This is a genomic window from Janthinobacterium kumbetense (assembly GCF_023703445.1).
Classification (GTDB): Bacteria; Pseudomonadota; Gammaproteobacteria; order Burkholderiales; family Burkholderiaceae_D; genus Janthinobacterium; species Janthinobacterium kumbetense.
In genome coordinates this window covers 338,609-362,629 of record NZ_JAMQGR010000005.1, presented here as the reverse complement: position 1 = coordinate 362,629, position 24,021 = coordinate 338,609, and the positions used below count along the sequence as shown (strand labels likewise).

Genomic DNA, 24,021 nt, shown 5'->3' with positions numbered 1-24,021 from the left:
CCAGGGACCTGCGGATTAACAGTCCGTCGCTCTACCAACTGAGCTATCAGGGAAAAGAGGCCGTATTATATAGGCCAAACTTGGCGCTGTCCAGATTTCCATAGGGAAAATCTTATCCTGCCCCAAGCTGCGCACCGGCGGCGCAAAAACAAAAAAGGCCACGTTTTTCAACGTGGCCTTCCGAATTCTGGCTCCCCGACCTGGACTCGAACCAGGGACCTGCGGATTAACAGTCCGTCGCTCTACCAACTGAGCTATCAGGGAAAAGAGGCAATATTATATGTCGCTTGTTCCATATTTGCAAGACTGATACTGTATCTTCACAAACACGGCCATCGCCGACTTTCTACCACCATCAGCGCCGCACTTGCATGCAGCGCCGAAGAAGCAAGATCTTAAAGCACTTTGGCGATCGCGTCAATAACGATGTCGATATTGCGCGAATTCAATGCTGCCACGCAGATACGGCCCGTGTCGACGGCGTAGATCGATTGCTCGCGCAGCGACGCCACCTGCTCCTTGGTGAGACCGGAGTACGAGAACATGCCGATTTGCTGGCGCACGAATTCGAAGTCGTGGCCTGGCGCCTTGGCTTTCAGCTTTTCCACGAAGGCATTGCGCATTTCGCGGATGCGCACGCGCATGCCGGCCAGTTCCTCTTCCCACAGCTGGCGCAGTTCCGGCGTGGCCAGAACGGTGGCGACCACCTTGCCGCCGTGTACTGGCGGGTTCGAGTAGTTGGTGCGCACGACGCGCTTCAGCTGCGACAGCAGGCGGGCCGCTTCGTCGGCGCTGGCGGCGACGACGCTCAGGGCGCCCACGCGCTCGCCGTACAGCGAGAACGATTTCGAGAACGAGTTCGATACCAGCAGCGGGCCGCCCGCGTCGGCGAAGCGGCGCACCACGGCGCCGTCTTCGGCGATGCCGTTGGCGAAGCCTTGATAGGCCATGTCCAGGAACGGCACCAGGCCGCGCGAGGTCACCACGCTGATGATCTGATCCCACTGGGCCACGCTCAGGTCGGCGCCGGTCGGGTTGTGGCAGCAGGCGTGCAGCACGACGATGGAACCGGCTGGCATGGCGTTCAGGCTGGCCAGCATGCCGTCGAAGTTCACGCCATGGGTGACGGCATCGTAGTAAGTGTAGTTATTCACGACGAAACCGGCGTTCTCGAACAGCGCGCGGTGGTTTTCCCAGCTTGGGTCGCTGATGTAGACCTGGGCACCCGGCGCGAAGCGCTGCAGGAAGTCGGCACCGATCTTCAACGCGCCCGTGCCGCCGATGGCTTGCACGGTCACGGCGCGGCGCTCTTGAATTACGGCGCTATCGGCGCCAAATACGAGTTCTTGCACAGCCTTGTCGTAGGCGGCGAGGCCTTCGATCGGCAGATAGGTGCGTGGGGCGGCCTGTTCGATCAGGATGGCTTCTGCCTTGCGTACGCAAGCTAACAGAGGCACTTTGCCGTTGTCGTCATAATAGACGCCGACGCCCAGATTGATTTTGGCGGGATTCTGGTCCGCGTTAAATGCTTCGGTGATGCCCAGGATCGGGTCGCGTGGGGCCATCTCGATGGCGCTAAACAGACTGGCAGAAACAGTTGGGTTCGTCATGATAAGATTGGATTCGATTGGAAGCAGGTTCACAGCGGAGTTGTAGACAGCGCCCCAAAATACAACGCCAGGGCCGCCAGCAGAGCACTATTCTAACAAAGGTCTGATTCACATGCCCGAATTATCTACCGCCAGCGAGGCGGAAAGCGCAATTATCTCTTTCCCGGACTCCCCCTTCAAGCTGCACCAGCCCTTCCCTCCGGCCGGCGATCAGCCCACGGCGATCGCCCAATTATCCGAGGGGATTGCCGACGGACTGGCCTTCCAGACCTTGCTGGGCGTGACCGGTTCAGGCAAGACCTATACCATGGCCAACGTCATCGCGCGCATGGGCCGGCCCGCCATCGTCTTCGCGCCGAACAAGACGCTGGCGGCGCAGCTGTACAGCGAGTTCCGCGACTTTTTCCCGCAAAACGCGGTCGAATACTTCGTCAGTTACTACGATTACTACCAGCCGGAAGCCTACGTGCCGCAGCGCGACCTGTTCATCGAGAAGGATTCGTCGATCAACGAACATATCGAGCAGATGCGCCTGTCGTGCACCAAGTCGCTGATGGAACGGCGCGACGTCATCATCGTCGCCACCGTCTCGGCCATCTACGGCATCGGCAATCCGAACGAATACCACCAGATGATATTGACCCTGCGCGTCAAGGACAGGGTCGCGCAGCGCGACGTCATCGCGCGCCTGATCCAGATGCAGTACACGCGCAACGAAGTCGATTTCGGCCGCGGCACCTTCCGCGTGCGCGGCGACACCATCGACATCTTCCCCGCCGAGCATGCGGAACTGGCCGTGCGCCTGGAAATGTTCGACGACGAGATCGAATCGATCCAGCTGTTCGACCCGCTGACGGGCCGCGTACGGCAAAAGATCCCCCGCTTCACCGTGTATCCGGGTTCGCACTATGTGACGCCCCGCTCCACCGTGCTGCGCGCCGTGGAAACCATCAAGGACGAGCTGCGCGAGCGCCTCGAATTTTTCCGCAAGGAAAATAAACTGATCGAAGAGCAGCGGCTGGAACAGCGCACGCGCTTCGACCTGGAAATGATGGCGGAAATCGGTTTTACGAAGGGTATCGAGAACTATTCGCGCCATTTGAGCGGCGCGCTGCCGGGCGAACCGCCGCCTACCCTGGTCGACTACCTGCCGCCCGACGCCTTGATGTTCCTCGACGAGTCGCACGTGCTGACGGGCCAGCTGAGCGCCATGTACAACGGCGACCGCTCGCGCAAGACCAACCTGGTCGACTACGGCTTCCGCCTGCCGTCCGCGCTGGATAACCGGCCCTTGAAATTCGAGGAATTCGAGCAGAAGATGCGCCAGACCGTGTTCGTCTCGGCCACCCCGGCCGAATACGAAAAGACGCATTCCGACCAGGTGGTCGAGCAGGTGGTGCGTCCGACCGGCCTGGTCGACCCGCAGATCATCGTGCGCCCCGCCAGCAGCCAGGTGGACGACCTGATGTCGGAAATCGTCGAGCGCATCAAGAAGGACGAGCGCGTGCTGGTGACGACCTTGACCAAACGCATGTCGGAGCAGTTGACGGAATACCTGGGCGACCATGGCATCAAGGTGCGCTACCTGCACAGCGACATCGAGACGGTGGAACGCGTGGAAATCCTGCGCGACCTGCGCCTGGGCACCTTCGACGTGCTGGTGGGGATCAACCTGCTGCGCGAAGGCCTGGACTTGCCGGAAGTGTCGCTGGTGGCCATCCTCGACGCGGACAAGGAAGGCTTCTTGCGCTCCGAGCGCAGCCTGATCCAGACCATCGGCCGCGCCGCGCGTAACCTGAACGGCACGGCGATTTTGTATGGCGACCGCATCACGGATTCCATGCGCCGCGCCATCGACGAAACGGAGCGCCGCCGCGCCAAGCAGATCGCCTTCAATACGGCCAACAACATCATCCCGATCGGCGTGAAGAAATCGATCCGCGAAATGATCGACGGCGTCTACAGCCCGCAGGAAGCGCGCGAAACCCTGCAAGTGGCGCAGGAAGCGGCGAAGTTCGAAGCCATGAGCGAAAAACAGGTCAGCAAGGAAATCAAGCGCCTGGAAAAACTGATGGTCGACCACGCCAAGAACCTGGAATTCGAAAAGGCGGCGCAGGTGCGCGACCAGCTGCACATCCTCAAGCAGCAACTGTTCGGCGCACCGGGCACCGACAACGTGGCGTCGATCCTGGGCAAGTAAATGTCACGCCAGGCATGGGGGCTGGCCGGTCGCGCATGCCATTGCGTCATGCCACAATAGCGCCCCGCCTCGCTCCTTCAGGGATAACCGGGCCGGCGCATGTGGAACAGGCTGTCCGGTCCGATCTCGAAATAATCGGCCGGACCGCCGCCGCGCAATATCGGCGCGGCGGCGGCCGTGTCGTACACGCCATCGGTCAACAGGTGGCGCGCGATGTGCACGCCCACCACTTCCCCCAGCACCAGCCAGCTGCCGACACCGTCACCCTTGATGCCCTGCAGTTCGATGATCTGCGTGCGCCGGCATTCGAAGGACACGGGGCTTTCGGCCACGCGCGGCACGTTGACGAGGCGCGAGGCGGCCGGCGTCAGGCCGGCCAGCGCGAATTCGTCGACTTCGGGCGGCGCCGGCGCACAGCTGGCATTCATCGCCTCGGCCAGCGGACGCGTCGCCAGGTTCCACACGAATTCGCCCGTTTGTTCGATATTGCGCAAGGTATCCTTGCGGCCAATGCTGGAAAATCCGATCAACGGCGGATGGTAATTGAAGGCGTTAAAAAAGCTGTACGGCGCCAGGTTGAGCACGCCCTCGCCGCTGCGCGAGGCGATCCAGCCGATGGGCCGCGGCCCCACGATGGCGTTGAACGGGTCATGCGGCAAGCCATGGCCCTGTGCGGGTTCATAAAAGTGAATGGGGTCAAGCACGCGCGCTCCTGCAGTCAAAGGAAGTCAAGACGCCCGGGATGGAACGCCTGGAACGACAGCTTACTGGAATTGCCGCCACCGCGTTGCCAGCCCGCGGCGCCAGGTGCGTTCGCGCACGCAGCATGACAATTGTATGGCGCGCCGCAGCACGCCTCGCTTATGATGGGGCAACTCAACCCCGATCATTGTGCCACCGCCCATGCCTACCCTCACGCTGCACCAGAAAGTGTTCCTGCTCCTCCTGAGCGTCGTCACCATCGGCTTCGGCTGGATACTGGCGCCCTATGCGGGCGCCATCTTCTGGGGCGTCGTCCTGGCGATCCTGTTCGCGCCCGTGTACCGCTGGCTGCTGCGAAAAACCCGGGGCCGCGCCGGCGTGGCGTCGCTGCTCACCTTGCTGCTGATCATCGTCATCGTGATCCTGCCGCTGTCGCTCATTTCCGTGTCGCTGGTGAACCAGGCGGCCAGCGTCGTGGAAATGGTACGTTCGGGGGAAATCACGGTCGCCATGTTCTTCGATAAGATCATGGCGGTGCTGCCGCAATGGCTGATCAACTTGCTCGACCGCTTCAACCTGACCAGCCTGGCCAGCCTGCAGGACAAGCTGGCAGAGGGCGCCACGCAGGTGAGCCAGGTGGTGGCGGTGAAAGCCATCAATGTGGGCCTGTACACCTTCGAATTCCTCACCAGCCTGTGCATCATGCTGTACCTGCTGTTTTTCCTGATGCGCGATGGCTCGGCCCTGTCGGCCCGCATCAAGGGTGCCGTGCCGCTGAGCCGCAAATACAAGCAACGCCTGTTCACCAATTTCACCACGGTGATCCGCGCCACGGTGAAGGGCAACATCCTCGTGGCGATCGCCCAGGGCGCCCTCGGCGGCCTGGCATTCTGGTTCCTCGACGTGCCCGCGCCCCTGCTGTGGGCCGTGCTGATGGCCTTCCTGTCGCTGCTGCCGGCCGTCGGCGCCGCCCTCGTCTGGGCGCCCGTGGCCGTCTACTTCCTGGCCACGGGCGCCATCTGGCAAGGCGCAGGCCTGGCCGCCTTCGGCGTCTTCGTCATCGGCCTGGTCGACAACGTGCTGCGCCCCGTTTTGGTGGGCAAGGACACCAAGATGCCCGACTACGTGGTGCTGCTGTCGACCGTGGGCGGCATGGCCCTGTTCGGCCTGAACGGCTTTGTCATCGGTCCCGTGGTGGCGGCCCTGTTCATCGCCTCGTGGGATCTGTTCGTCTCGGCCAGCGAATTCCAGGCCGAGGATTGAAGCGTGGCAATCGGGAGCGTCAGCACCCCATCCTGCAAAAATAATGGCGACGGAAGCCGGCTTGCCGGCGGCGCCACTTGCGCTTCCTGAAACAGGCAGGAACAGCCTGGCGGCAGAGTGCCCGCCAGCGCTGGCCAGCCTCGGCAACTATCCACATGAGACCGCATTTCCCATCATTTACCATGATGCAACAGTGTGTATTTAGCAACAGATGCAAAAATATAGTTTTTGACGCAGCAGGTGCCGCGGCGTAGTGTCGGTCGTCCCGACAACCACGTAATGAGGAGCCTCCCATGGCAAATCCACTGTGCTTAATGATGCCGGCGCTGCCAGGCACCAATCCGACCGCCATCGCCGCAACATTGCTGGAATACCAACCGAAGATCAATGCCGCCCTTACCACTATCGGTACCGTGCACTTTGCCCGATTCACCCTGCTTGACCGCTCCCAGCCCAATCTGCTGCCCAACATTCAATCGGCGGGCACTTCCGATAGCCTGGTCATCGGCGTGATCACCGAGTATGACGGCAACTTCAACGACTACATCGAAGATTTCGTGGGCGAACTGGGCGAGGTATTCGACGCGCTGCTGCAATTTGTCGTGGGCGGCAAGGCGCTGATTCCCGTTGCCAACCATGTGGCTGCATTTGAAGCCTTCATCACGGCCAACGACGCCGCGCAGCACGTGCCCAATAACGGCCTGTACAGCGCCTATCCGCAGACCGTCCAGAAAATCATCGCCGCATTCCGAACCTGAGCCGAAAGCCACGCCGGGGCTGCGCAAGCGGCCCCACCACCCTGCCAGCCACAACCCCAGCCCCCGGAGACAGCATGGCCGATTCCACCATCGATTACGACGACGTGCAAGGCACGATCCTGCGCGGCTACCGCGTCAACCTGGCGCGCCATTTCATCTTCAGCATCACGGATGCGGCGCAGGCACGGCGCACCATCGCGGCCCTGCTCGACGGCAGCGACGGCTTGCCGTCCATTACCACGGCGCGGCACATCCACCCCAAGCCGCCCTGCTTCCTGAATCTCAGCTTTACCGCGCCCGGCCTGTCGGCGCTGGGCATTGCCGCGACCGACCTGGCCACCTTTGACCAGGCATTTCAACGGGGCGCGGCCGATCCGGCCAGCGTCAATGCCGTGGGCGACGTGGGCGACAGCGCCCCCGAGCACTGGCTCGGCAACCTGGGGCCGGCAACCCGGCATGGCCAGGTGCATGCGCTGCTGAGCCTGTGGGTCAGCGAATCGACGGAAGTGCTGCAGGCGACCTCGGCCACACTACGCCGCGCCTTTGCCGCCGGCTGGCGCGAACTGTATGCGCACGACGGCGTGGCCCTGCCAGACAACCGCGTGCATTTCGGCTACCGCGACAGCATCGCCCAGCCGGACGTCGATGGCGCCCCGCAGCGCAAGCGTGAGCACGACCCTGATCCGCTCAACAGCGTGAAGACGGGGGAATTCCTGCTCGGCTATCCGAATGAAAACGGCGGCACCTACGCGGTGCAGCCGCCGCAACTGTCCACCAATGGCAGTTATGCCGCCTTCCGCATCCTGGAGCAGGACGTGGCCCTGTTCGACAGCATCCTGAGCCAGGGCGCGGCCAGTTCCGGGCTCACGACCGAAATGGTGGCCGCCAAGATGTGCGGGCGCTGGCGCAACGGCAATCCGCTCGTGCTCAGGCCGGACGAGGCCGGGCCCGTGCTGCCGGACGCCAGCCTGAACCGCTTTCACTATGTCGATGGGCAGCCGGACCTCGATGACACGCTGGGCCTGAAATGCCCGATCGGCGCGCACATCCGGCGCAATAATCCGCGCGACGAAGCCGTCGTGGGCGCCTCCGCCCGCCACCACCGCATCGTGCGGCGCGCCATGCCCTACGGCAGCGAATATGATCCGGCAGCGCCCATCGCAGCGCAGCGCGGCCTGGTCGGCTATTTCATCAATGCCAGCCTGCGCAATCAGTTCGAATTCCTGATGAAGCAATGGAACAATGACGATGCCTTCGTCAAATCGGCCGTCGGCCCGGCCGGTCCCGAGGCGGGCGATGCCACGTTCAACATCAGCGGCCAGGACGTGTTCCTGGGCATCAACGACCCGGCCGACAGTTCCTTCACCTTGCCCGGCGTGGGCGCGAAGGGAAGCGGCAATACCGAACTGCAGCATTTCTCGCGCAGCGTGATCACGCGTGGCGGCGTGTATTGCTTCTTCCCCAGCATCACGGGATTGCGCTACCTGGCGAACCTCGGCTAGGCGGGCGCGCCACGGCGACAAGCGGGAATGGCGCGTACCGCTTGCATTGATCCTGTCATTGCACTATCGTTGGCACACGCGCGTGTTGCCAACCTTTCACAATGACAGGAGTTCCCACCGTGTCGCTGATCCTCTACGGCCATCCCTTTTCCTCGTACACGCAGAAGGTACTCATCGCGCTGTACGAGAACGCCATCCCGTTCGCCTTCCGCTGCCTGGCGCCGGACATGCCCCAGCACCTTCAGGAGTGGCTGGAACGCTGGCCACTGCGCAAGTTTCCGCTGCTGGTGGACGGCGAGCGCAACGTCGCCGAGACCAGCATCATCATCGAATACCTGCAACTGGCCCATCCCGGTCCGCTGCGCCTGCTGCCGGACGACCCGATGCAGGCGCTGGACGTGCGTTTTCTCGACCGCTACTTCGACCTGCACGTCATGACACCGGTGCAGCATGCCGTCGGCGCCGCCCTGACTGGCGACCCGGCAAAGACCCGCGAAGGCCGCGCGTTTGCCGGCGAAAAGCTGGAGCTGGCCTACGCCTGGCTGGAAGAGCACCTGGCCGGCAGGACGTGGGCCGCCGGCGACCACTTCAGCCTGGCCGACTGCGCCGCCGCCCCCGCGTTGTTCTACGCGGACTGGACGCAGCCGATTCCCGCAACGCTGCCCCTGCTGCGCGCCTACCGCGCGCGCCTGCTGGCCCGTCCTTCGTTCGCCCGCGCGGTGGAGGAGGCACGTCCGTACCGCCACCTCTTCCCCTTGGGCGCACCGCAGCGCGACTGACCCTGTTCAGGCAAACACGGGACGGAAAAAACTGCGCTCGTAGCTGACGATGCAACGCGTCTCTTCCGCATAGCGGAAGGCGGCCTGGCATTCGGCGTCCTGCATCGAGTCGCTGCGGTATTGCTCGTACAGGGCCAGGCTGGGGAACGAAAACATGGCCAGCGCCACGTCGCTGGCGCCTTCGGACGGCAAAAAATAGCCGTGGTGCTGGCCGCCGAAGCGTTCGACGAGCGGTATCCACAGTTTGCCGTAGGCTTCGAATTCCCGCAATTTATACGGGTCGATGATGTAACGCAGGTAACAGGTAATCATGCGGTTTCCTTGTGAAGATTCAGATCCGTCAGCATGCCGGACTCCCAGGAGCCGATGGCGGCCAGTGGCGTGCCAGGCAAGAAGTCCAGTGCGCAGGGATAGGCAATGGCGTGTTCGGCAAGCACGCCGAGTCCCGGCCAGCCGTAGAACAGCAGCTTGCCCTTGCCGATGCGGCCCAGCGCGCCGCCGTCGGGCAGCCAGCGCAAGGCGTCGCCCGTGCCGCCGCCCGCCTCCACGGCCACCGTGGCCAGCCGGCGGCCATCGTCCAGCGCATGCACGGACAGACACTCTTGGCCGTCAGCGTAATGCAGCACGGCCAGGAGTGTGCCATCGGGCGACGGCGTGCACGACGCCAGCTTCGGCAGCGACAGCACCACGCGGCCGGCGCCCGCCTGCAGCGGCCAGTCCCACACGCTGCAATAGTCGGGCGGCTGCACTTGCCCCTCTTCCACCGATTTGACGCCATGCAGGAGCAGCAAACGCCGCCCGTCATAGATGGCCCACATGCCGCGCAGCATCTCGCCCGGGTGCGCCTGCGTGAAGAGCACCTCGCCCGTTTGCGCGTCGCGCACCCGCAGGCGGCCATCCCAGCCGCCGTCGGCAAGATACTGCCCGCAAGGCGACCACGCGGGACCGCAGCCTTCGCCCTCCTTCTTGTTCTGTAAGTTCAGCAGCAACTGGCCAGCGAGGGCATCCACCACAACCATCTGGCCCGTCGTGCTCTTGATGGCCAGCCGGCTGCCGTCGGGCGAAAAGGCCATGTCCGACATATGCGCGATGAATTTGCCGCGCCACAGCTTCTGGCGCGCCGCCACGTCCCACAGGACCAGGTCGCGTCCCAGCACAGCCAGGCGCGTGCCTTCGGGCGAAAAGCGCACGCCGTAGCTGCAGCCCAGCTTCAGGGGCTTCGGCCTTGCCGTCATGGGCGCACCAGCCGGTACACGACGCTATCGAGGTCGTAATGGCGCTCCATGCCCACGTACTGCATGCCCAGGCGCGTCATGACCTTGATCGAGGCGGCATTGTCCGGGTGGGCCACGGCCACCACTTCGGGCGCGCCGACGACGTCGAAGGCATGCGCGACGATGGCGTTGGCCGCCTCGCTGGCGTAGCCCTTGCCCCAGCCGGCCCGCGCCAGGCGCCAGCCGATTTCGTGCGGCTGCGCCTTGTCGCCGCCGATATGCTGCAGGCAGGCCAGCCCCACCAGCACCTCGTCTTCGGTGCGGATCAAGGCCCACCACGAATAGCCCCACTCGACCCAGCGCCCCATGATGCGGGCAACGGCGGCACGTGTATGTTCCTCCGTCTCCGGCTGGCCCGCATTGAGATAAGTCATCACTTCGGTATCCGAGTTCATGGCGTGCATGGCGTCGTAATGCTTCTCGGTGACGGGTTCGAGGCGCAGGCGCGCCGTGTGCAAGATGGTCATGGCATTTCCTTGGACGAAAAAAAAGACGATACACGATCGTCTTTTTTTAGCAAGAGTGCACGCAAAATTACTTGCCTGCTTCGCCCTTCTTGATCCACGCCGCCAGCTGGTGCGGGCGCAGGCCGTCGTAGTCTTCGAACGGCTGGTGGATCCACGGATTGTGCGGCAGTTCGTCCAGGAAGTAGTCGGGACGCACGACGGAGCAGCCTTTCAGCCAGATCACGGCCGATTTGACTTCGGTCACGTCAGGGAAGTTTTCCTTCAGGTGACGCGTGACCTTGTCCAGGGTGACGCCGGAATCGGCCAGGTCGTCGACCAGCAGGATGCGGCCAGCCAGCGGGCCCTTGGTCATGGTCATGTACTTGGCGATATCGAGGTCGCCGCGCACCGTGCCCGCGTCTTCGCGGTAGGAGCTGGTCGACAGGATGGCCAGCGGCAAATCAAAAATGCGCGAGAACACGTCGCCGGGACGCACGCCGCCGCGCGCCAGGCACAATACCTGGTCGAATTTCCAGCCCGATTCGTAGACCTTGAGCGCCAGGCGCTCGATCAGGCGGTGGTATTCTTCCCAGTTGACCCAGAGATGTTGATCGTTCGATTGTGGGGTAGTCATGATAGTGGAATCTTATTATTAGCGTGATTAAAAAAATCCGCCTTGCGGCGGATTGTGTCCAGCAGCTTACTCGAATGGGTGGCGCAGCACGATCGTTTCTTCACGATCCGGACCGGTCGAAACCATGTCCACCGGTACGCCGACCAGTTCTTCGATGCGCTTGATGTAAGCGCGGGCCGTTGCCGGCAGGGCCGCCAGCGATTTCGCGCCGACCGTGCTTTCCGTCCAGCCTGGCATCTCTTCGTACACGGGTACGCAACGGGCGGCTTCTTCGGCGCCCGATGGGAAGATGTCCGTGGCCACGCCGTCGATGGTGTAGCCGGTGCACAGTTTCAAGGTTTCGATACCGTCCAGCACGTCCAGCTTGGTCAGGCACATGCCCGTCACGCCGTTGATCTGCACGGAGCGGCGCAGCAAGGCGGCGTCGAACCAGCCGCAGCGACGGGCGCGGCCCGTCACGGTGCCGAATTCATGGCCGACTTGCGCCAGGTGGTGGCCGACGCCTGCATCCGTTGGCAGTTCCGAAGGGAACGGGCCGGAACCGACGCGCGTCGTGTAAGCCTTGGTGATGCCCATGATGTAGTGCAGCATGCCAGGACCGACGCCCGAACCGGCGGCGGCATTGCCGGCCACGCAGTTCGACGAGGTGACGAACGGATAGGTGCCGTGGTCGACGTCGAGCAGGGAACCCTGCGCGCCTTCGAACAGCAGGTTCGCGCCGGCCTTGTGCGCCTTGTACAGCGCGCTCGACACGTCGGTGACCATCGGACGCAGACGCGGCACATAGGCCAGCGCGTCGTCGAGGGTCTTCTGATAATCGATGCGCGGAGCCTTCAGGTAGTGCTCCAGCACGAAGTTGTGGTAATCGAGGTTTTCCGCCAGTTTTTCGGCGAAACGGGTTTCGTTCAGCAAGTCGGCGACGCGGATGGCGCGGCGCGCCACCTTGTCTTCGTAGGCCGGGCCGATGCCCTTGCCCGTGGTGCCGATCTTGGCCGCGCCGCGCGCCGCTTCGCGGGCCAGGTCGAGTGCCGAGTGGTAAGGCAGGATCACCGGCGCGGCGTCCGACACTTTCAGGCGCGAGGCGACTTCGACGCCGACGGCTTCCAGCTTGTCGATTTCGCGCAGCACGTCCGGCACGGAAACGACCACGCCGTTACCGATGTAGCAGGCGACGCCTGGGCGCATGATGCCCGACGGGATCAGCTGCAGCGCGGTTTTCACGCCGCCGATGACCAGCGTGTGGCCTGCATTGTGGCCGCCCTGGAAGCGCACCACACCCTGGGCGTGATCGGTCAACCAATCGACGATCTTGCCTTTACCTTCATCGCCCCATTGGGTGCCGATGACAACAACGTTCTTTGCCATAATTTTCTTTGACATCACTCAACCTAAGTTTTTAAGAATCCAGCTACTACCATTATCGGCAAGTACCAGCACGCGATCGCACTCGAACTCGTCTTGTTCATTACTGTGACCCGGCATACTCTGGATCACGACCTCGCCCGCCTTGCGCAACTCGGCGATTTTTTCCTTCAATTCTGGCGCGCTGCCCCACGGCGCGCGGATCGAATGCTTCCGTTCCGCAGTCGGCAACAGGCGCGCCAGTTCGCGCAAATCGAGCGAGAAGCCGGTCGCGGGACGAGCCCGGCCGAACGCTTCGCCGACGTGGTCATAACGGCCGCCGCGCGCAACCGCGTTCGGCAAGCCAGGTACATACAGCGCAAACATCGCGCCGCTTTCATATTGGTAGCCGCGCAGGTCGGCCAGGTCGATCGCCACTTCGGCGCGGCCCAGGGCGGAACCGGCCAGCGCGGCCAGTTCGGCCAGCGCCTTGAGCACGCCCGGCAGCGGCGGCAGCACTTCGCGCGCACGCGCCAGCACGTCGATATCGCCATACAGGTTCGGCAGGGCCAGCAGCGCATCGCGCGTCACGGCGTCGTAGCCGGCCGTCAGGGCGCGCAAGCCCGGCGCATCTTTCGCGCGCAGCAGGGTGTACAGCGCAGCCTCGTCGCGCACGGCAGCGGCGTCTTGCGCAATGATAGCGCGCAACAGGCCGACGTGCGACAAATCCAGGCGGACCGCGTCGAAACCGGCCAGTGCCAGCGAAGCGAGCGCCAGTTCCTGGATCTCGGCATCCGCTTCCAGGCCCGCGTGGCCATAGATCTCGGCGCCGATCTGCAGCGGTTCGCGGGTGGCGTGCAGGCCCGACGGACGGGTATGCAGCACGCTGCCGGCGTAGCACAGGCGGGTGACGGTGGCACGGTTGAGCAGGTGGGCGTCGATGCGCGCCACTTGCGTCGTCATGTCGGCGCGCAGGCCGAGCATGCGGCCCGACAGCTGGTCGACCAGTTTGAACGTGCGCAGGTCGGTATCCTTGCCAGCGCCAGTCATCAGCGATTCCAGATACTCGAGCAGCGGCGGCATGACCAGTTCATATCCGTACAGACGGAAATTGTCCAGCATGAGGCGGCGCAGCTCTTCGATCTTGCGCGCTTCCGACGGCAGAACATCGGCAATATTTTCGGGCAAAAGCCAATTCGGCATGAGGGAGCGAGATACGGAAGAAAGTTGAAAAAATGCATCATGCGAGGCAGCGGCGGGCGCGCCAGGCAAGAGGCCGAACCTGATATTTTACGCGAAAACACGGGCCTTTAGGGATAAGTTGTCCGAAACGCTGCCGCACAGCCCTAAAAACACCGCATTTTACGCCTTCCCGCAACAGCGTGGCGGGCACAAAAAAACGGGGCCGGCATTCATGCCGGCCCCGCTGCTGCCGCACCCGACCTTGCGGCCGGGAACAGTCTGGATGCTGCCTTACTTCTTGGCCGGACCGGCTGCGCCGCCACCCTTGAAGTACTTGAAGAATTCCGAACTCGGATCGACCACCATCACGTCGCCCTTGTCCTTGAACGTGGCGCGGTAGGCTTCCAGGCTACGGTAGAACTTGTAGAACTCCGGATTCTTGCCAAACGCTTCCGCATAGATCTGCGACGCCTTGGCATCGCCCTCGCCGCGGATCTTCTCGGCTTCGCGATACGCTTCGGCCAGGATCACCGTGCGCTGCTTGTCGGCGTCGGCGCGGATTTTTTCGGAGTCGGCCGAACCGGTCGAACGCAGCTCATTGGCCACGCGCACGCGCTCGGACTTCATGCGCTCGTACACGGAGTTGTTGATCTGCTCGACGTAGTCGACGCGTTTCAGGCGCACGTCGACGATTTCCACGCCGATGGCCTTGGCTTCCGCCGAAACCTTCGCCAGGATCGCTTCCATCACCTTGCCGCGCTGGCCCGAGATCACTTCGCGCACGGTGCGCTTGGTGATTTCATCGTTCAGCGCCGCCTTGACGATTTGCGACATGCGGTTGCGGGCCGGCTTTTCATCGCCGCCAAAGCTGCGGAAATACAGGCGCGGATCGGCGATGCGCCATTTCACATACGCGTCGACGAGGATGTTCTTCTTCTCGGCCGTGATGAAGCGTTCCGGCTCCGGCGTATCCAGGGTCAGGATGCGCTTGTCCAGGTACAGCACGTTCTGGAACGGCGGCGGCAGCTTGAAATACAGGCCCGGCGTGCTGATGACTTCCTTGACTTCGCCGAGGGCGAAGACGACCGCATACTTACGCTGGTCGACCACGAACACGGTCGAGGACAAGAGCATGATCGCGATAAAGCCCGCGATCAGGGCGGCTACGATACGGTTCATTAGCGGCTCTCCCGTTCACGCGAAGAGCGGCTGTCGCGGCGCGTATTGACTTCTACTGTCGGCATGGCTTCCTGTGGCAAAACGGTGTTGGCTGCGGGTGTCGCGGCAGCACGAGCGGCGGCAGCAGCGGCATCGGTGGCAGCCGTCTGGGCGATCAGCTTGTCGAGCGGCAGGTACAGCAGATTGCTGCCCGTCTTCGCGTCGACCATGACCTTGCTGGCACTGCTGAACACTTGCTGCATCGTCTCGAGGTACATGCGGTCGCGCGTGACGACCGGCGCCTTCTGGTACTCGACCAGCACCTGCTTGAAGCGCGAGGCATTACCGGCGGCGTTCTCGGTCACCATCGCGCTGTACGCGGCAGCTTCCTCCATCAGGCGGAATGCGGCGCCGCGCGCTTTTGGAATGACGTCGTTGGCGTAAGCCTGGCCTTCATTCTTCTGGCGTTCGCGGTCCTGGCCTGCCTTGACGGCATCGTCGAAGGCGGCTTGCACCTGCTCCGGCGGCTGCACGGCCTGCATCGTCACGTTGGTGATGACGGCGCCGACCTTGTAGCGGTCGAGGATCTGCTGCATCAGCTGCTGCGTATCGTAAGCCACCTTTTCGCGGCCTTCGTACAGCACGAAGTCCATCTTGCTGCGACCGACCACTTCGCGGATCGCCGTTTCGGCGACCTGGCGCAGGGTGTCTTCCTGGTCGCGCGTGTTGAACAGCCACGCGACGGGGTCTTTCAAGGTGTATTGCACCGCGAACTGGATGTCGATGATGTTTTCATCGTCCGTCAGCATCAGCGATTCGCTGGCCTGCTTGTTGCGCAGCGACTGGCGGTAACCCACTTCCACCGTGCGCACCTGCGACACGTTGACGGTTTCGTCAGTCTGGAACGGGTACGGCCAGCGCCAGTTGAAACCGGCCGGCGTGGTGTGGCTGTATTTGCCGAACGTGAGCACGACGCCGTTCTGGCCCTCTTGCACGATGAAGGCGCCGCTGGCGAGCCAGATGAAGACGGCGATCACGCCGACCACGCCGGCGGTGATGCCGGCGCCCTTCATGTCGGGACGCGGACCACCGCCGCCGCCGTTGTTATTGCCGCCGTTGTCGGGACGGTTCTTCTGTCCGAAAAAGGCGTTCAGGCGCTGATTGAAATCGCGCCACAACTGATCGAGGTCCGGCGGACCTTCGCCGGGCTTTTTGCCTTCTTGGGCTTTCTTGCCGTCGTCCTTGCGATTGCCCCAGCGGGGATCGTTCAGGGACAACTTCAAGCCTGTTTTTTTGAGTAGGGAGACAAGCATAACTATCGTGTTCCGACTTGGGAGTGGGTGGAAATCCTATCGTCCTCGCCAGGCTCTTCGTCCTGGTCCGGGGCGGCGCCATCGTGCTGGTCGTACTGACCGTCAAACTGATCTTCCTGCAGTGCTTCATCGTTCTGGTACAGGTGGGCCGAACCGGGCGCCTTCCTGGCCATCTCGACTATCGCATCGCGCAGCAGGTCGAGACCGCTGCCCTTCTGCGCACTGACGAACACGCGACTGATCGTAGCATATTCATCGCGCTCCACCGAAGGCTCCAGCCCGGCCGCATCGATCTTGTTCCACACGAGGATTTGCGGAATATGATCGGCGCCGATCTCTTTCAAGACCAGGTTGACCTGCTCGATCTGCTCCATGCGCACCGGCGACGCGGCGTCGACGACGTGCAGCAGCAAATCGGCATGGATGGTTTCTTCGAGCGTGGCGCGGAAGGCCGCCACCAGCTGATGCGGCAATTCGCGCACGAAGCCGACCGTGTCGGAGATCACCACGTTGCCCACGTCCTGGCCCAGGTAAACCCGGCGCGAGGTGGTGTCGAGGGTGGCGAACAACTGGTCGGCGACATACACGCCGGCCTTGGTCACGGCATTGAACAGCGTCGACTTGCCGGCATTGGTATAGCCGACCAGGGACACGGAAAATGTGTGATTGCGGCCGCGCGCGCGGCGCTGCGTTTCGCGCTGCTTGTGCAGCTTTTCCAGGCGCGCGCGCAAGGCCTTGACGCGGTCGCCGATCAGCCGGCGGTCGGTCTCGAGCTGCGTCTCGCCGGGACCGCGCAAGCCGATACCGCCCTTTTGCCGCTCAAGGTGGGTCCAGCCGCGGATCAGGCGCGTGGCCAGATGCTGCAGCTGGGCCAGTTCGACTTGCAGCTTGCCCTCGTGGCTCTTGGCGCGCTGCGCGAAGATGTCGAGGATCAGGCTGGTACGGTCGAGCACGCGCACATTCAGGCGCTTTTCCAGATTGCGCTGCTGTGCTGGCGAGAGGGCGTGGTTGAAGATGACGATTTCCAGGCCATCGTTGACGACGACGTCGCCAATTTCATCGGCCTTGCCGCTGCCGACGAAATACGCGGAATCCGGACTGGAACGCTTGGCCGTGATGGTGGAAATCGGGTCGGCGCCAGCCGAACGCGACAACAGCATGAGTTCCTCCATGCTGGCGGCGAAGTCGCTGTGACCGAAGTCAACCCCGACTAGTGCCGCGCGCATGATGGCAACTGATGAGTTGTGGCGGACGCCGACGCCGATGCAAACGCATCAGCGCCGCTGGCGCGGACGGGGGCGATGGAGGGTGAAAGGCGCTGGGCCGTCAAGCTCAACGCTTTACTCCGCTTCAGATTCAATATTGAGATTGACGGCACGGGCCGGCACCACTGTCGAGATGGCATGCTTGTACACCATCTGTGTCACGGTATTGCGCAGCAATACGACATATTGATCGAACGATTCGATATGGCCCTGCAATTTAATGCCATTGACCAGGTAGATCGAGACAGGAACATGCTCTTTGCGTAATGCATTGAGGAATGGGTCTTGTAACAGTTGCCCTTTGTTGCTCATAACAGCTCCGTTGTTTATGTTGTTGTGTAAGAATTGGAGGCGACTCGCTTGATTTCAAGTGCTCTCACACCTTTCAAAGAAAGAAAGATGCGTCATAGCTACTGTAACCTGTTTTCGCGATCGCTGTCGCGCATGGCGCATTAACACTTTATTATTTCCGTGCAAAAGCCATTGAATTGGCTGTCGGCGCCGCATTATCTCCGCGGCGCCTTAATATGCACTTAATTTTACTTGCTTGGCGTGCGTGCGAACGGGTTTTTACCCGTGCGCAATTCGATACGCAGCGGCGTGCCGACCAGCGCAAACGTATCGCGGAAATGTTTTTCCAGATAGCGTTTGTAAGGATCGCCGACGGCGTCGAGCGCATTGCCGTGAATGACGATCACAGGCGGGTTCATGCCGCCCTGGTGGGCATAACGCAGCTTCGGACGAATCGAACCCTTGCGGCGCGGTTCCTGCTTCTCCACGGCCTCGATCAGGGCGCGCGTCAGCTTCGGCGTCGACAGGTCGCACATGGCGGCTGCATACGCGGCGTTGAGCGATTTCATCAGCGGACCGATGTTGGTGCCCTTCAGCGCGGAAATGAAATGCATTTGCGCGAACGACAGGAAATCGAGCTTGCGGTCGATATCGATCTTGATTTCGTCGCGCTGGTGCGATTGCAAGCCATCCCATTTATTCACGGCCACGACCAGCGCGCGGCCCGATTCCAGGATAAAGCCGGCGATATGCGCATCCTGTTCGGAAATATCTTGCTGCGCGTCAAGCATCAGCACGACCACGTTGGCTTCGGAAATCGACTGCAGGGTTTTCACCACCGAGAATTTCTCGATCGCTTCAAACACCTTGCCGCGGCGGCGGATACCGGCCGTGTCGATCAGGGTGTATTGCTGGCCGTCGCGCTCGAACGGGATTTCGATCGAGTCGCGCGTCGTGCCCGGCATGTCGAAGGCGATCACGCGCTCTTCGCCCAGCAGGGTGTTGATCAAGGTCGACTTGCCCACGTTCGGACGGCCGACGAGGGCGATCTTGATGCCGCGGTCGGTCTTGTCCAGCTCTTCAGGCTCATCCGGACGCTGCGCGAACGCCAGGTCCAGCATCACTTCGACGAGGTCGTTGACGCCGTCGCCGTGCGCCGACGAGATCGCATACGGATCGCCCATGCCCAATTCATAGAATTCGGACACGACGGCCGTGTAGCGCATGCCTTCGCTTTTGTTGACCACCAGCAAGACCGGGCGGCCGCTCTTGCGCAGGAAGTCGACGATGGTCTTGTCATGCGGGGTCAGGCCCTGACGGCCGTCCACGATGAACACCACCACGTCGGCCTCGGCCACGGCCTGCTTGGTCTGCAGTGCCATCTGGTGCATGATGCCTTCCTTGGCGACGGGTTCGAACCCCCCCGTATCGATGACCAGGAAGGGACGTTCGCCGACACGGCCTTCGCCATAGTGACGATCGCGCGTCAACCCAGGCAAATCCGCCACCAGCGCATCACGCGAGCGGGTCAGACGATTGAATAAAGTCGATTTCCCAACATTGGGTCGACCTACTAGTGCAATTACCGGCTTCATTGTATTACTCGACCGCGAGAGCGGTCACTGTCCCTGATTGGGTTTGAAAAATCAAATTCGAACCGGCAACAACGGGAGCCGAAACAATCGGGCTACCGTCGGTGCTGACACGACCTATTAATGCGCCATCTTCCCGTGACAGGAAGTGGATATAACCTTGATAGTCGCCGACGGCGACGCTGCGGCCGTAGGAGGCCGGCGTCGACAGGCGGCGGCGCGCCAGCGCCTCATTCTTCCAGGCGCTCTGGCCGCCTTCGCGGCTGAACGCCACCACGGCGCCCTGGTCATCGGCAACAAACATGAAACGCTGGTCGATGGCCACGCCCACATCGGACGAGATCGGCTTGGTCCAGCGCGGCACGCCCGTGGCGGCATCGAAGCAGCCTGCCTTGCCCTGGTACGTGACGACGCACACTTCGCCTTCGAACGCCACCGGCGTGCCGGCGATGTCGGAGACGCGCTCCAGTTCGGTAGCGCCGCGCGGTTCGCTGACGACGATCTCCCAGCGTACCACACCAGTAGCCGCCGTCAGTGCCAGCAGCTTGCCGCCCGGCTGGGCCACGTAGATATTCGCGCCGCCCAGCACCATGCCCGGCGCATTGCGCAAGGTCAAGGCCGGCGTGGCGCGCTGCACCGTCCACTTGCGCTCGCCCGTCTTGGCGTCGAAGCCGACGATGCGGTTGTCCACGCTGCGCACCACGACCACGCCCTGCCCCACGACGGGCGCCGTCAATACTTCGCTGGACGCCTGCGCCTTCCACAGTTGCTTGCCATCGGCGTCGAACGCCAGTACGGCGCCCTTGGCGGCGCCCACGGCCACAAGCGCGCCATCGCTGCCGGCGCTCGAGGTGATGTCGCTGCCGGCCTTGATGCGCCACGTTTCACGGCCGCTGGCCGCATCCAGGCGCGCCAGCGCGCCATCGGCATTGACCACGTACAGGCTGTTACCGGCCAGCGCAGGCGTAAACGCGTACACGCCGGCCTTGCCGATCGAATACTTCCAGGCGTCGCGCACGGCGATGCTCGATTTTAACTCGACCAGCTTGGCCGGTTCGACTTTCGGATCTTTCGAGGCGAACGGGTTCCAGGACGAGCAACCGGCCATCAGGGCCAACAGACTTGCAGCTACCAGCTTTTCAGTGACACGCATAAGTGTTATCCAACCTTTTTCTTGTACTTGTAAGGGCAAGACCGGCGACGTATAACGCCGCGCGGCCACGCCATCAGTGTTCCTGTCAGGCGGCAGCCTTGTCAGCCTTGGCCTTGTCTTCCGGTACCGTACCGCCGATCGCTTCCAGTTTGACCTGGATCAATTGACGGCCTGGATTGTTCTTGTCCGTCGCTGCCAGCGCGGCCAGGTAGGCCGTGCGTGCCTCGGCCAGCTTGTTTTGCGCCACCAGCACGTCGCCCTTGCGGTCGGCCACGGCGCCGGCAAATTGCGCCACGGAAGCCGTCGCCAGCACTTTCAGCGCTTCATCGTAGGCTTTTTCGTCCAGCAAGACGCCGGCCAGGCGCAGCTTGGCGATGGATTTGTACTCTTCCGTGCCATGCTCGGCCACCCATTGCAGCTGGGTCTTGGCCGTTTTCAGGTCATTCGCGTCGAACGCTACCTTGGCCGCGGACAGGGCGCTCATCTGTGCATACGCCGTGCCGCTGAAGCGCGATTGCATGTCGCCGGCCGCGCGCATCACCTTGGCCGTGTCCTTGGCGGCGATGGCGTTCTGCAGTTCGTCGTACAGCTGGCCCGCTTGCGCAGCCTGCGTGCGCTGGTAGTACTGCCAGCCAGCCCAGCCGCTGTAGCCTGCCAGCGCCACGATCAGGACCCAGGAGGTCAGATTGCCATTGCGCTGCCACCAGGCCTTGAGGGTTGCCAGTTGTTCTTGTTCTTCGTGATCGTATGCCATGGGTCGTCAGTTTTAATGAGTAGTTGATCGAGGGTAGAACGGTATTGCGTCAAATCAATGGTGATGATGCACGTGGCCGCCAGGACCGTGGTCATGGCCGCAATCGTGGTCGCCGATGATCTGGTCCACCACGTAGTCGACGACATCGTCGAACGGCACCGTGTTCTGCTGCGCGCCGGCATCGGCTTCGCGCATGGCTTTCACCGTCGCGACGTTATTGGCGATTTCATCGTCGCCCATGATCACGGCAAACGCCGCGCCGCTGGCATCGGCCTTTTTCATTTGCGTCTTGAAGCTGCCGCCGCCGTTGCTCGCTGCGCAATGTAGCACAACGTCCAGGCCCGCATCGCGAATCCGCTCGGCCAGCACGAAGGCTTGCAAGCCCGCCTGCTCGCCCTGATGCACCAGGTAGACGTCGCACTGGGCCGGGGCTTCCGGCTCGGCTGCATCCTTCATCAGCAGCACCAGGCGTTCCACGCCCATGCCGAAACCGACGGCGGGCGTCGATTTGCCGCCGAACATTTCCACCATGCCATCATAGCGGCCACCGGCGCAGACCGTGCCTTGCGCGCCCAGCTTGTCGCTGACCCACTCGAACACGGTGCGGTTGTAGTAATCGAGGCCGCGCACCAGGCGTGGATTGATGGTGAACGGAATGTTGTTGTGGTTCAAGATCTTCTGCACGCCGTGGAAGTGGGCCAGCGATTCCTCGCCCAGGTAGTCCAGCAGCTTCGGCGCACCGTTGACCAGGTCCTGCATGGCAGGGTTCTTGGTGTCGAGGATGCGCAACGGATTGCTGTGCAGGCGGCGCTTGGCTTCTTCGTCGAGCAGCTCGCTGTGGCTTTCCAGGTAGGCGATCAGGTCGGCGCGGTGGCGCAGGCGCTCGGCCGCGTCGCCGATCGAATTCAGTTCCAGGCGGATGCCTTCCAGGCCCAGGTCATCCCACAGGCGGCGCGACAGCATGATGATTTCCGCGTCGATATCCGGGCCCGTAAAACCGATGGCTTCCACGCCGAACTGGTGGAACTGGCGGTAGCGGCCTTTTTGCGGGCGCTCGTGGCGGAACATCTGGCCCTTGTACCACAGGCGTTTCGGGCCTTCGTAGACCAGGTTGTGCTCGACCACGGCGCGCACCACGCCGGCCGTGCCTTCAGGGCGCAGGGTCAGGTTGTCGCCGTTCATCGAATCGGTGAACGAATACATTTCCTTTTCAACAATATCGGTCACGGCGCCGATGGCGCGCGCGAACAATTTCGTTTCTTCCACGATCGGCGTGCGAATTTGCTGGAAGCCATAACTTTGCAGCACGGATTGCGCCGTGTTTTCAAACAATTCCCACAGCGGGGCGTCGGCGGGCAGGATATCGTTCATGCCTTTGACTGCGGTGATCTTATCGGCTTTTTTATTTTCTGACATGGTATCTACTTTATTAGCTACGATTGCTGTTCAATTTTGGGCTTATTGAGGAGTATAGGCTTGCAAGCCTATACCGCTACGCTGGCGAGCGACATGTCGCTCGAAACCCCAGCTACGCCATAGTGACTCTTTACATAATTCAAGACGATGTCCTGGAATTCCTCGACGATGCGTTCGCCGCGCAGGGTGACGACTTTTTCGCCGTCGACAAACACGGGCGCGGCCGGCGACTCGCCCGTGCCGGGCAGGCTGATGCCGATGTTCGCATGCTTCGATTCGCCGGGACCGTTGACGATGCAGCCCATGACGGCCACGTTCATCGCTTCCACGCCCGGATACGACTTTTTCCACTCCGGCATCTGCTCGCGCAGATACGTCTGGATGTTGTCGGCCAGCTCCTGGAAGGTGGTCGACGTCGTGCGACCGCAACCGGGACAGGCGATCACCATGGGCGCGAACTTGCGCAAGCCCATGGTTTGCAGGATTTCCTGGCCGACGATGACTTCACGCGTGCGGTCGCCGCCCGGTTCCGGGGTGAGCGAAATGCGGATGGTGTCGCCGATGCCCTCTTGCAACAGCACGGCCAGGGCCGCCGTCGAGGCGACGATGCCCTTGCTGCCCATGCCCGCTTCCGTCAAGCCCAGGTGCAGCGGATAGTCGCAGCGCTGCGCCAGTTCGCGGTACACGGCGATCAGGTCCTGCACGCCAGACACTTTACAGGACAGGATGATCTTGTCGCGCGCCAGGCCCAGCTCTTCGGCGCGCACGGCGTTTTCAATGGCCGACGTCACCAGTGCCTCATACATGACGGCTTGCGCCGGCCACGGTTCGGCACGGCCCGCGTTTTCATCCATGATGCGCGCAAGCAAGGCCTGGTCCAGGCTGCCCCAGTTCACGCCGATGCGCACCGGCTTGTCGTAACGGCAAGCCGCTTCGATCATTTGCGCGAATTGCGTGTCGCGCTTGGCGCCCTTGCCCACGTTGCCCGGATTGATGCGGTACTTCGACAGCGCGCGCGCGCAATCGGGGTAATCGTTGAGCAGGGTATGGCCGTTATAGTGAAAATCGCCCACCAGCGGCACGTCGATATCCATCTTGTCGAGCTGCTCGCGGATGTAGGGCACGGCCGCGGCCGCTTCCGGACGGTCCACCGTCAGGCGCACCAGTTCCGAACCGGCACGCGCCAGTTCCTTGATCTGGATCGCCGTGCCGATGGCGTCGGCCGTATCCGTGTTCGTCATCGACTGCACCACCACGGGGGCGTCGCCGCCCACCCAGATCTGGCGCTGGCCGTGCGCGATCAACACCTTGCGGCTGTCGCGCCGGCCGGATGGACCGGAGCCGATCGCTGTTTTCGAGGTAGCCATAATATTATCTTCTGAGTTTGC

The 24,021-nt window shown here is 62.5% G+C and carries 22 protein-coding genes and 1 tRNA gene; 5 read left to right on the top strand and 18 right to left on the bottom strand.

The window, feature by feature from the left end; translation table 11 throughout:
* Positions 1-188: 188 nt before the first annotated feature.
* Positions 189-264 (bottom strand) — tRNA-Asn (locus NCG91_RS17135).
* Positions 265-395: 131 nt separating this feature from the next.
* Positions 396-1,610, bottom strand: a complete 1,215-nt coding sequence (locus NCG91_RS17130) for an amino acid aminotransferase (RefSeq protein ID WP_251350521.1) — start codon at positions 1,608-1,610, stop codon at positions 396-398.
* Between the two features lie 112 nt (positions 1,611-1,722).
* Between NCG91_RS17130 and uvrB the strand changes: the two genes are divergently transcribed.
* Positions 1,723-3,810 carry an excinuclease ABC subunit UvrB gene (gene uvrB / locus NCG91_RS17125; RefSeq protein ID WP_099667101.1) on the top strand — a complete coding sequence of 696 codons (2,088 nt, stop codon included), beginning with the start codon at positions 1,723-1,725 and terminating at the stop codon, positions 3,808-3,810.
* A gap of 77 nt (positions 3,811-3,887) precedes the next feature.
* Here uvrB and NCG91_RS17120 read toward each other — a convergent pair whose 3' ends face one another.
* A complete protein-coding gene (locus tag NCG91_RS17120; protein WP_251350520.1) occupies positions 3,888-4,514 on the bottom strand; it encodes a flavin reductase family protein in 627 nt (208 codons plus the stop codon).
* Between the two features lie 199 nt (positions 4,515-4,713).
* On the opposite strand from NCG91_RS17120, the gene NCG91_RS17115 reads away from it, so the two are divergent.
* From NCG91_RS17115 to NCG91_RS17100, 4 genes are all read left to right on the top strand, one after another.
* Complete coding sequence (locus NCG91_RS17115) at positions 4,714-5,775, top strand: AI-2E family transporter (protein WP_099667099.1); 1,062 nt, start codon at positions 4,714-4,716, stop codon at positions 5,773-5,775.
* 293 nt (positions 5,776-6,068) lie between these two features.
* Complete coding sequence (locus tag NCG91_RS17110; RefSeq protein ID WP_143451500.1) at positions 6,069-6,533, top strand: hypothetical protein; 465 nt, start codon at positions 6,069-6,071, stop codon at positions 6,531-6,533.
* 74 nt (positions 6,534-6,607) lie between these two features.
* Positions 6,608-8,035, top strand: coding sequence for a Dyp-type peroxidase (locus tag NCG91_RS17105; protein WP_251350519.1), 1,428 nt, complete (start codon positions 6,608-6,610; stop codon positions 8,033-8,035).
* A 119-nt stretch (positions 8,036-8,154) separates the two neighbouring features.
* Positions 8,155-8,814 carry a glutathione S-transferase family protein gene (locus NCG91_RS17100; RefSeq protein WP_251350518.1) on the top strand — a complete coding sequence of 220 codons (660 nt, stop codon included), beginning with the start codon at positions 8,155-8,157 and terminating at the stop codon, positions 8,812-8,814.
* A 6-nt stretch (positions 8,815-8,820) separates the two neighbouring features.
* Here the strand turns inward: NCG91_RS17100 and NCG91_RS17095 are convergent, their stop codons facing one another.
* The 15 genes from NCG91_RS17095 to ispG all read right to left on the bottom strand — a co-directional run bounded on the left by NCG91_RS17095 (position 8,821) and on the right by ispG (position 24,000).
* On the bottom strand, positions 8,821-9,126 hold the full coding sequence (locus NCG91_RS17095) for an NIPSNAP family protein (RefSeq protein WP_251350517.1): 306 nt from the start codon (positions 9,124-9,126) through the stop codon (positions 8,821-8,823).
* A complete protein-coding gene (locus NCG91_RS17090) occupies positions 9,123-10,049 on the bottom strand; it encodes a WD40 repeat domain-containing protein (protein WP_251350516.1) in 927 nt (308 codons plus the stop codon). Before NCG91_RS17090 ends, NCG91_RS17095 begins: the two co-directional genes overlap by 4 nt.
* Positions 10,046-10,555 carry a GNAT family N-acetyltransferase gene (locus NCG91_RS17085; RefSeq protein ID WP_099667094.1) on the bottom strand — a complete coding sequence of 170 codons (510 nt, stop codon included), beginning with the start codon at positions 10,553-10,555 and terminating at the stop codon, positions 10,046-10,048. Before NCG91_RS17085 ends, NCG91_RS17090 begins: the two co-directional genes overlap by 4 nt.
* A 67-nt stretch (positions 10,556-10,622) precedes the next feature.
* On the bottom strand, positions 10,623-11,168 hold the full coding sequence (locus NCG91_RS17080; RefSeq protein WP_034752020.1) for a phosphoribosyltransferase: 546 nt from the start codon (positions 11,166-11,168) through the stop codon (positions 10,623-10,625).
* A gap of 66 nt (positions 11,169-11,234) precedes the next feature.
* A complete protein-coding gene (locus NCG91_RS17075) occupies positions 11,235-12,548 on the bottom strand; it encodes an adenylosuccinate synthase (RefSeq protein WP_099667093.1) in 1,314 nt (437 codons plus the stop codon).
* Positions 12,549-12,551: 3 nt separating this feature from the next.
* Positions 12,552-13,712 (bottom strand): ATP phosphoribosyltransferase regulatory subunit, encoded by a 1,161-nt coding sequence (locus tag NCG91_RS17070; RefSeq protein WP_099667092.1) that lies wholly within the window; start codon positions 13,710-13,712, stop codon positions 12,552-12,554.
* 270 nt (positions 13,713-13,982) lie between these two features.
* Positions 13,983-14,870, bottom strand: coding sequence for a protease modulator HflC (gene hflC / locus NCG91_RS17065; protein WP_099667091.1), 888 nt, complete (start codon positions 14,868-14,870; stop codon positions 13,983-13,985).
* Positions 14,870-16,162 carry an FtsH protease activity modulator HflK gene (gene hflK, locus NCG91_RS17060; RefSeq protein WP_070254060.1) on the bottom strand — a complete coding sequence of 431 codons (1,293 nt, stop codon included), beginning with the start codon at positions 16,160-16,162 and terminating at the stop codon, positions 14,870-14,872. Before hflK ends, hflC begins: the two co-directional genes overlap by 1 nt.
* Before the next feature lie 2 nt (positions 16,163-16,164).
* On the bottom strand, positions 16,165-17,388 hold the full coding sequence (gene hflX, locus NCG91_RS17055; protein ID WP_251350515.1) for a GTPase HflX: 1,224 nt from the start codon (positions 17,386-17,388) through the stop codon (positions 16,165-16,167).
* A gap of 114 nt (positions 17,389-17,502) precedes the next feature.
* Positions 17,503-17,739, bottom strand: a complete 237-nt coding sequence (hfq, locus tag NCG91_RS17050; protein WP_008450615.1) for an RNA chaperone Hfq — start codon at positions 17,737-17,739, stop codon at positions 17,503-17,505.
* Between the two features lie 227 nt (positions 17,740-17,966).
* Positions 17,967-19,313, bottom strand: a complete 1,347-nt coding sequence (gene der / locus NCG91_RS17045) for a ribosome biogenesis GTPase Der (protein ID WP_251350513.1) — start codon at positions 19,311-19,313, stop codon at positions 17,967-17,969.
* A 4-nt stretch (positions 19,314-19,317) separates the two neighbouring features.
* Complete coding sequence (gene bamB / locus NCG91_RS17040) at positions 19,318-20,463, bottom strand: outer membrane protein assembly factor BamB (RefSeq protein WP_251350511.1); 1,146 nt, start codon at positions 20,461-20,463, stop codon at positions 19,318-19,320.
* 85 nt (positions 20,464-20,548) lie between these two features.
* Positions 20,549-21,217, bottom strand: coding sequence for a YfgM family protein (locus tag NCG91_RS17035; protein WP_099667088.1), 669 nt, complete (start codon positions 21,215-21,217; stop codon positions 20,549-20,551).
* A gap of 54 nt (positions 21,218-21,271) precedes the next feature.
* Positions 21,272-22,633 (bottom strand): histidine--tRNA ligase, encoded by a 1,362-nt coding sequence (hisS, locus tag NCG91_RS17030; protein WP_251350510.1) that lies wholly within the window; start codon positions 22,631-22,633, stop codon positions 21,272-21,274.
* A gap of 68 nt (positions 22,634-22,701) precedes the next feature.
* Complete coding sequence (gene ispG / locus NCG91_RS17025; protein WP_251350508.1) at positions 22,702-24,000, bottom strand: flavodoxin-dependent (E)-4-hydroxy-3-methylbut-2-enyl-diphosphate synthase; 1,299 nt, start codon at positions 23,998-24,000, stop codon at positions 22,702-22,704.
* Positions 24,001-24,021 lie beyond the last annotated feature (21 nt).

Excerpts from the sequence above, each read along its gene's own strand:
- NCG91_RS17130 (WP_251350521.1), bottom strand. The coding sequence starts at position 1,610 with ATGACGAACCCAACTGTTTCTGCCAGTCTGTTTAGCGCCATCGAGATG.
- uvrB (WP_099667101.1), top strand. The coding sequence starts at position 1,723 with ATGCCCGAATTATCTACCGCCAGCGAGGCGGAAAGCGCAATTATCTCT.
- NCG91_RS17115 (WP_099667099.1), top strand. The coding sequence starts at position 4,714 with ATGCCTACCCTCACGCTGCACCAGAAAGTGTTCCTGCTCCTCCTGAGC.
- NCG91_RS17110 (WP_143451500.1), top strand. The coding sequence starts at position 6,069 with ATGGCAAATCCACTGTGCTTAATGATGCCGGCGCTGCCAGGCACCAAT.
- NCG91_RS17105 (WP_251350519.1), top strand. The coding sequence starts at position 6,608 with ATGGCCGATTCCACCATCGATTACGACGACGTGCAAGGCACGATCCTG.
- NCG91_RS17095 (WP_251350517.1), bottom strand. The coding sequence starts at position 9,126 with ATGATTACCTGTTACCTGCGTTACATCATCGACCCGTATAAATTGCGG.
- NCG91_RS17090 (WP_251350516.1), bottom strand. The coding sequence starts at position 10,049 with ATGACGGCAAGGCCGAAGCCCCTGAAGCTGGGCTGCAGCTACGGCGTG.
- NCG91_RS17085 (WP_099667094.1), bottom strand. The coding sequence starts at position 10,555 with ATGACCATCTTGCACACGGCGCGCCTGCGCCTCGAACCCGTCACCGAG.
- NCG91_RS17080 (WP_034752020.1), bottom strand. The coding sequence starts at position 11,168 with ATGACTACCCCACAATCGAACGATCAACATCTCTGGGTCAACTGGGAA.
- NCG91_RS17075 (WP_099667093.1), bottom strand. The coding sequence starts at position 12,548 with ATGTCAAAGAAAATTATGGCAAAGAACGTTGTTGTCATCGGCACCCAA.
- NCG91_RS17070 (WP_099667092.1), bottom strand. The coding sequence starts at position 13,712 with ATGCCGAATTGGCTTTTGCCCGAAAATATTGCCGATGTTCTGCCGTCG.
- hflC (WP_099667091.1), bottom strand. The coding sequence starts at position 14,870 with ATGAACCGTATCGTAGCCGCCCTGATCGCGGGCTTTATCGCGATCATG.
- hflK (WP_070254060.1), bottom strand. The coding sequence starts at position 16,162 with ATGCTTGTCTCCCTACTCAAAAAAACAGGCTTGAAGTTGTCCCTGAAC.
- hflX (WP_251350515.1), bottom strand. The coding sequence starts at position 17,388 with ATGCGCGCGGCACTAGTCGGGGTTGACTTCGGTCACAGCGACTTCGCC.
- hfq (WP_008450615.1), bottom strand. The coding sequence starts at position 17,739 with ATGAGCAACAAAGGGCAACTGTTACAAGACCCATTCCTCAATGCATTA.
- der (WP_251350513.1), bottom strand. The coding sequence starts at position 19,313 with ATGAAGCCGGTAATTGCACTAGTAGGTCGACCCAATGTTGGGAAATCG.
- bamB (WP_251350511.1), bottom strand. The coding sequence starts at position 20,463 with ATGCGTGTCACTGAAAAGCTGGTAGCTGCAAGTCTGTTGGCCCTGATG.
- NCG91_RS17035 (WP_099667088.1), bottom strand. The coding sequence starts at position 21,217 with ATGGCATACGATCACGAAGAACAAGAACAACTGGCAACCCTCAAGGCC.
- hisS (WP_251350510.1), bottom strand. The coding sequence starts at position 22,633 with ATGTCAGAAAATAAAAAAGCCGATAAGATCACCGCAGTCAAAGGCATG.
- ispG (WP_251350508.1), bottom strand. The coding sequence starts at position 24,000 with ATGGCTACCTCGAAAACAGCGATCGGCTCCGGTCCATCCGGCCGGCGC.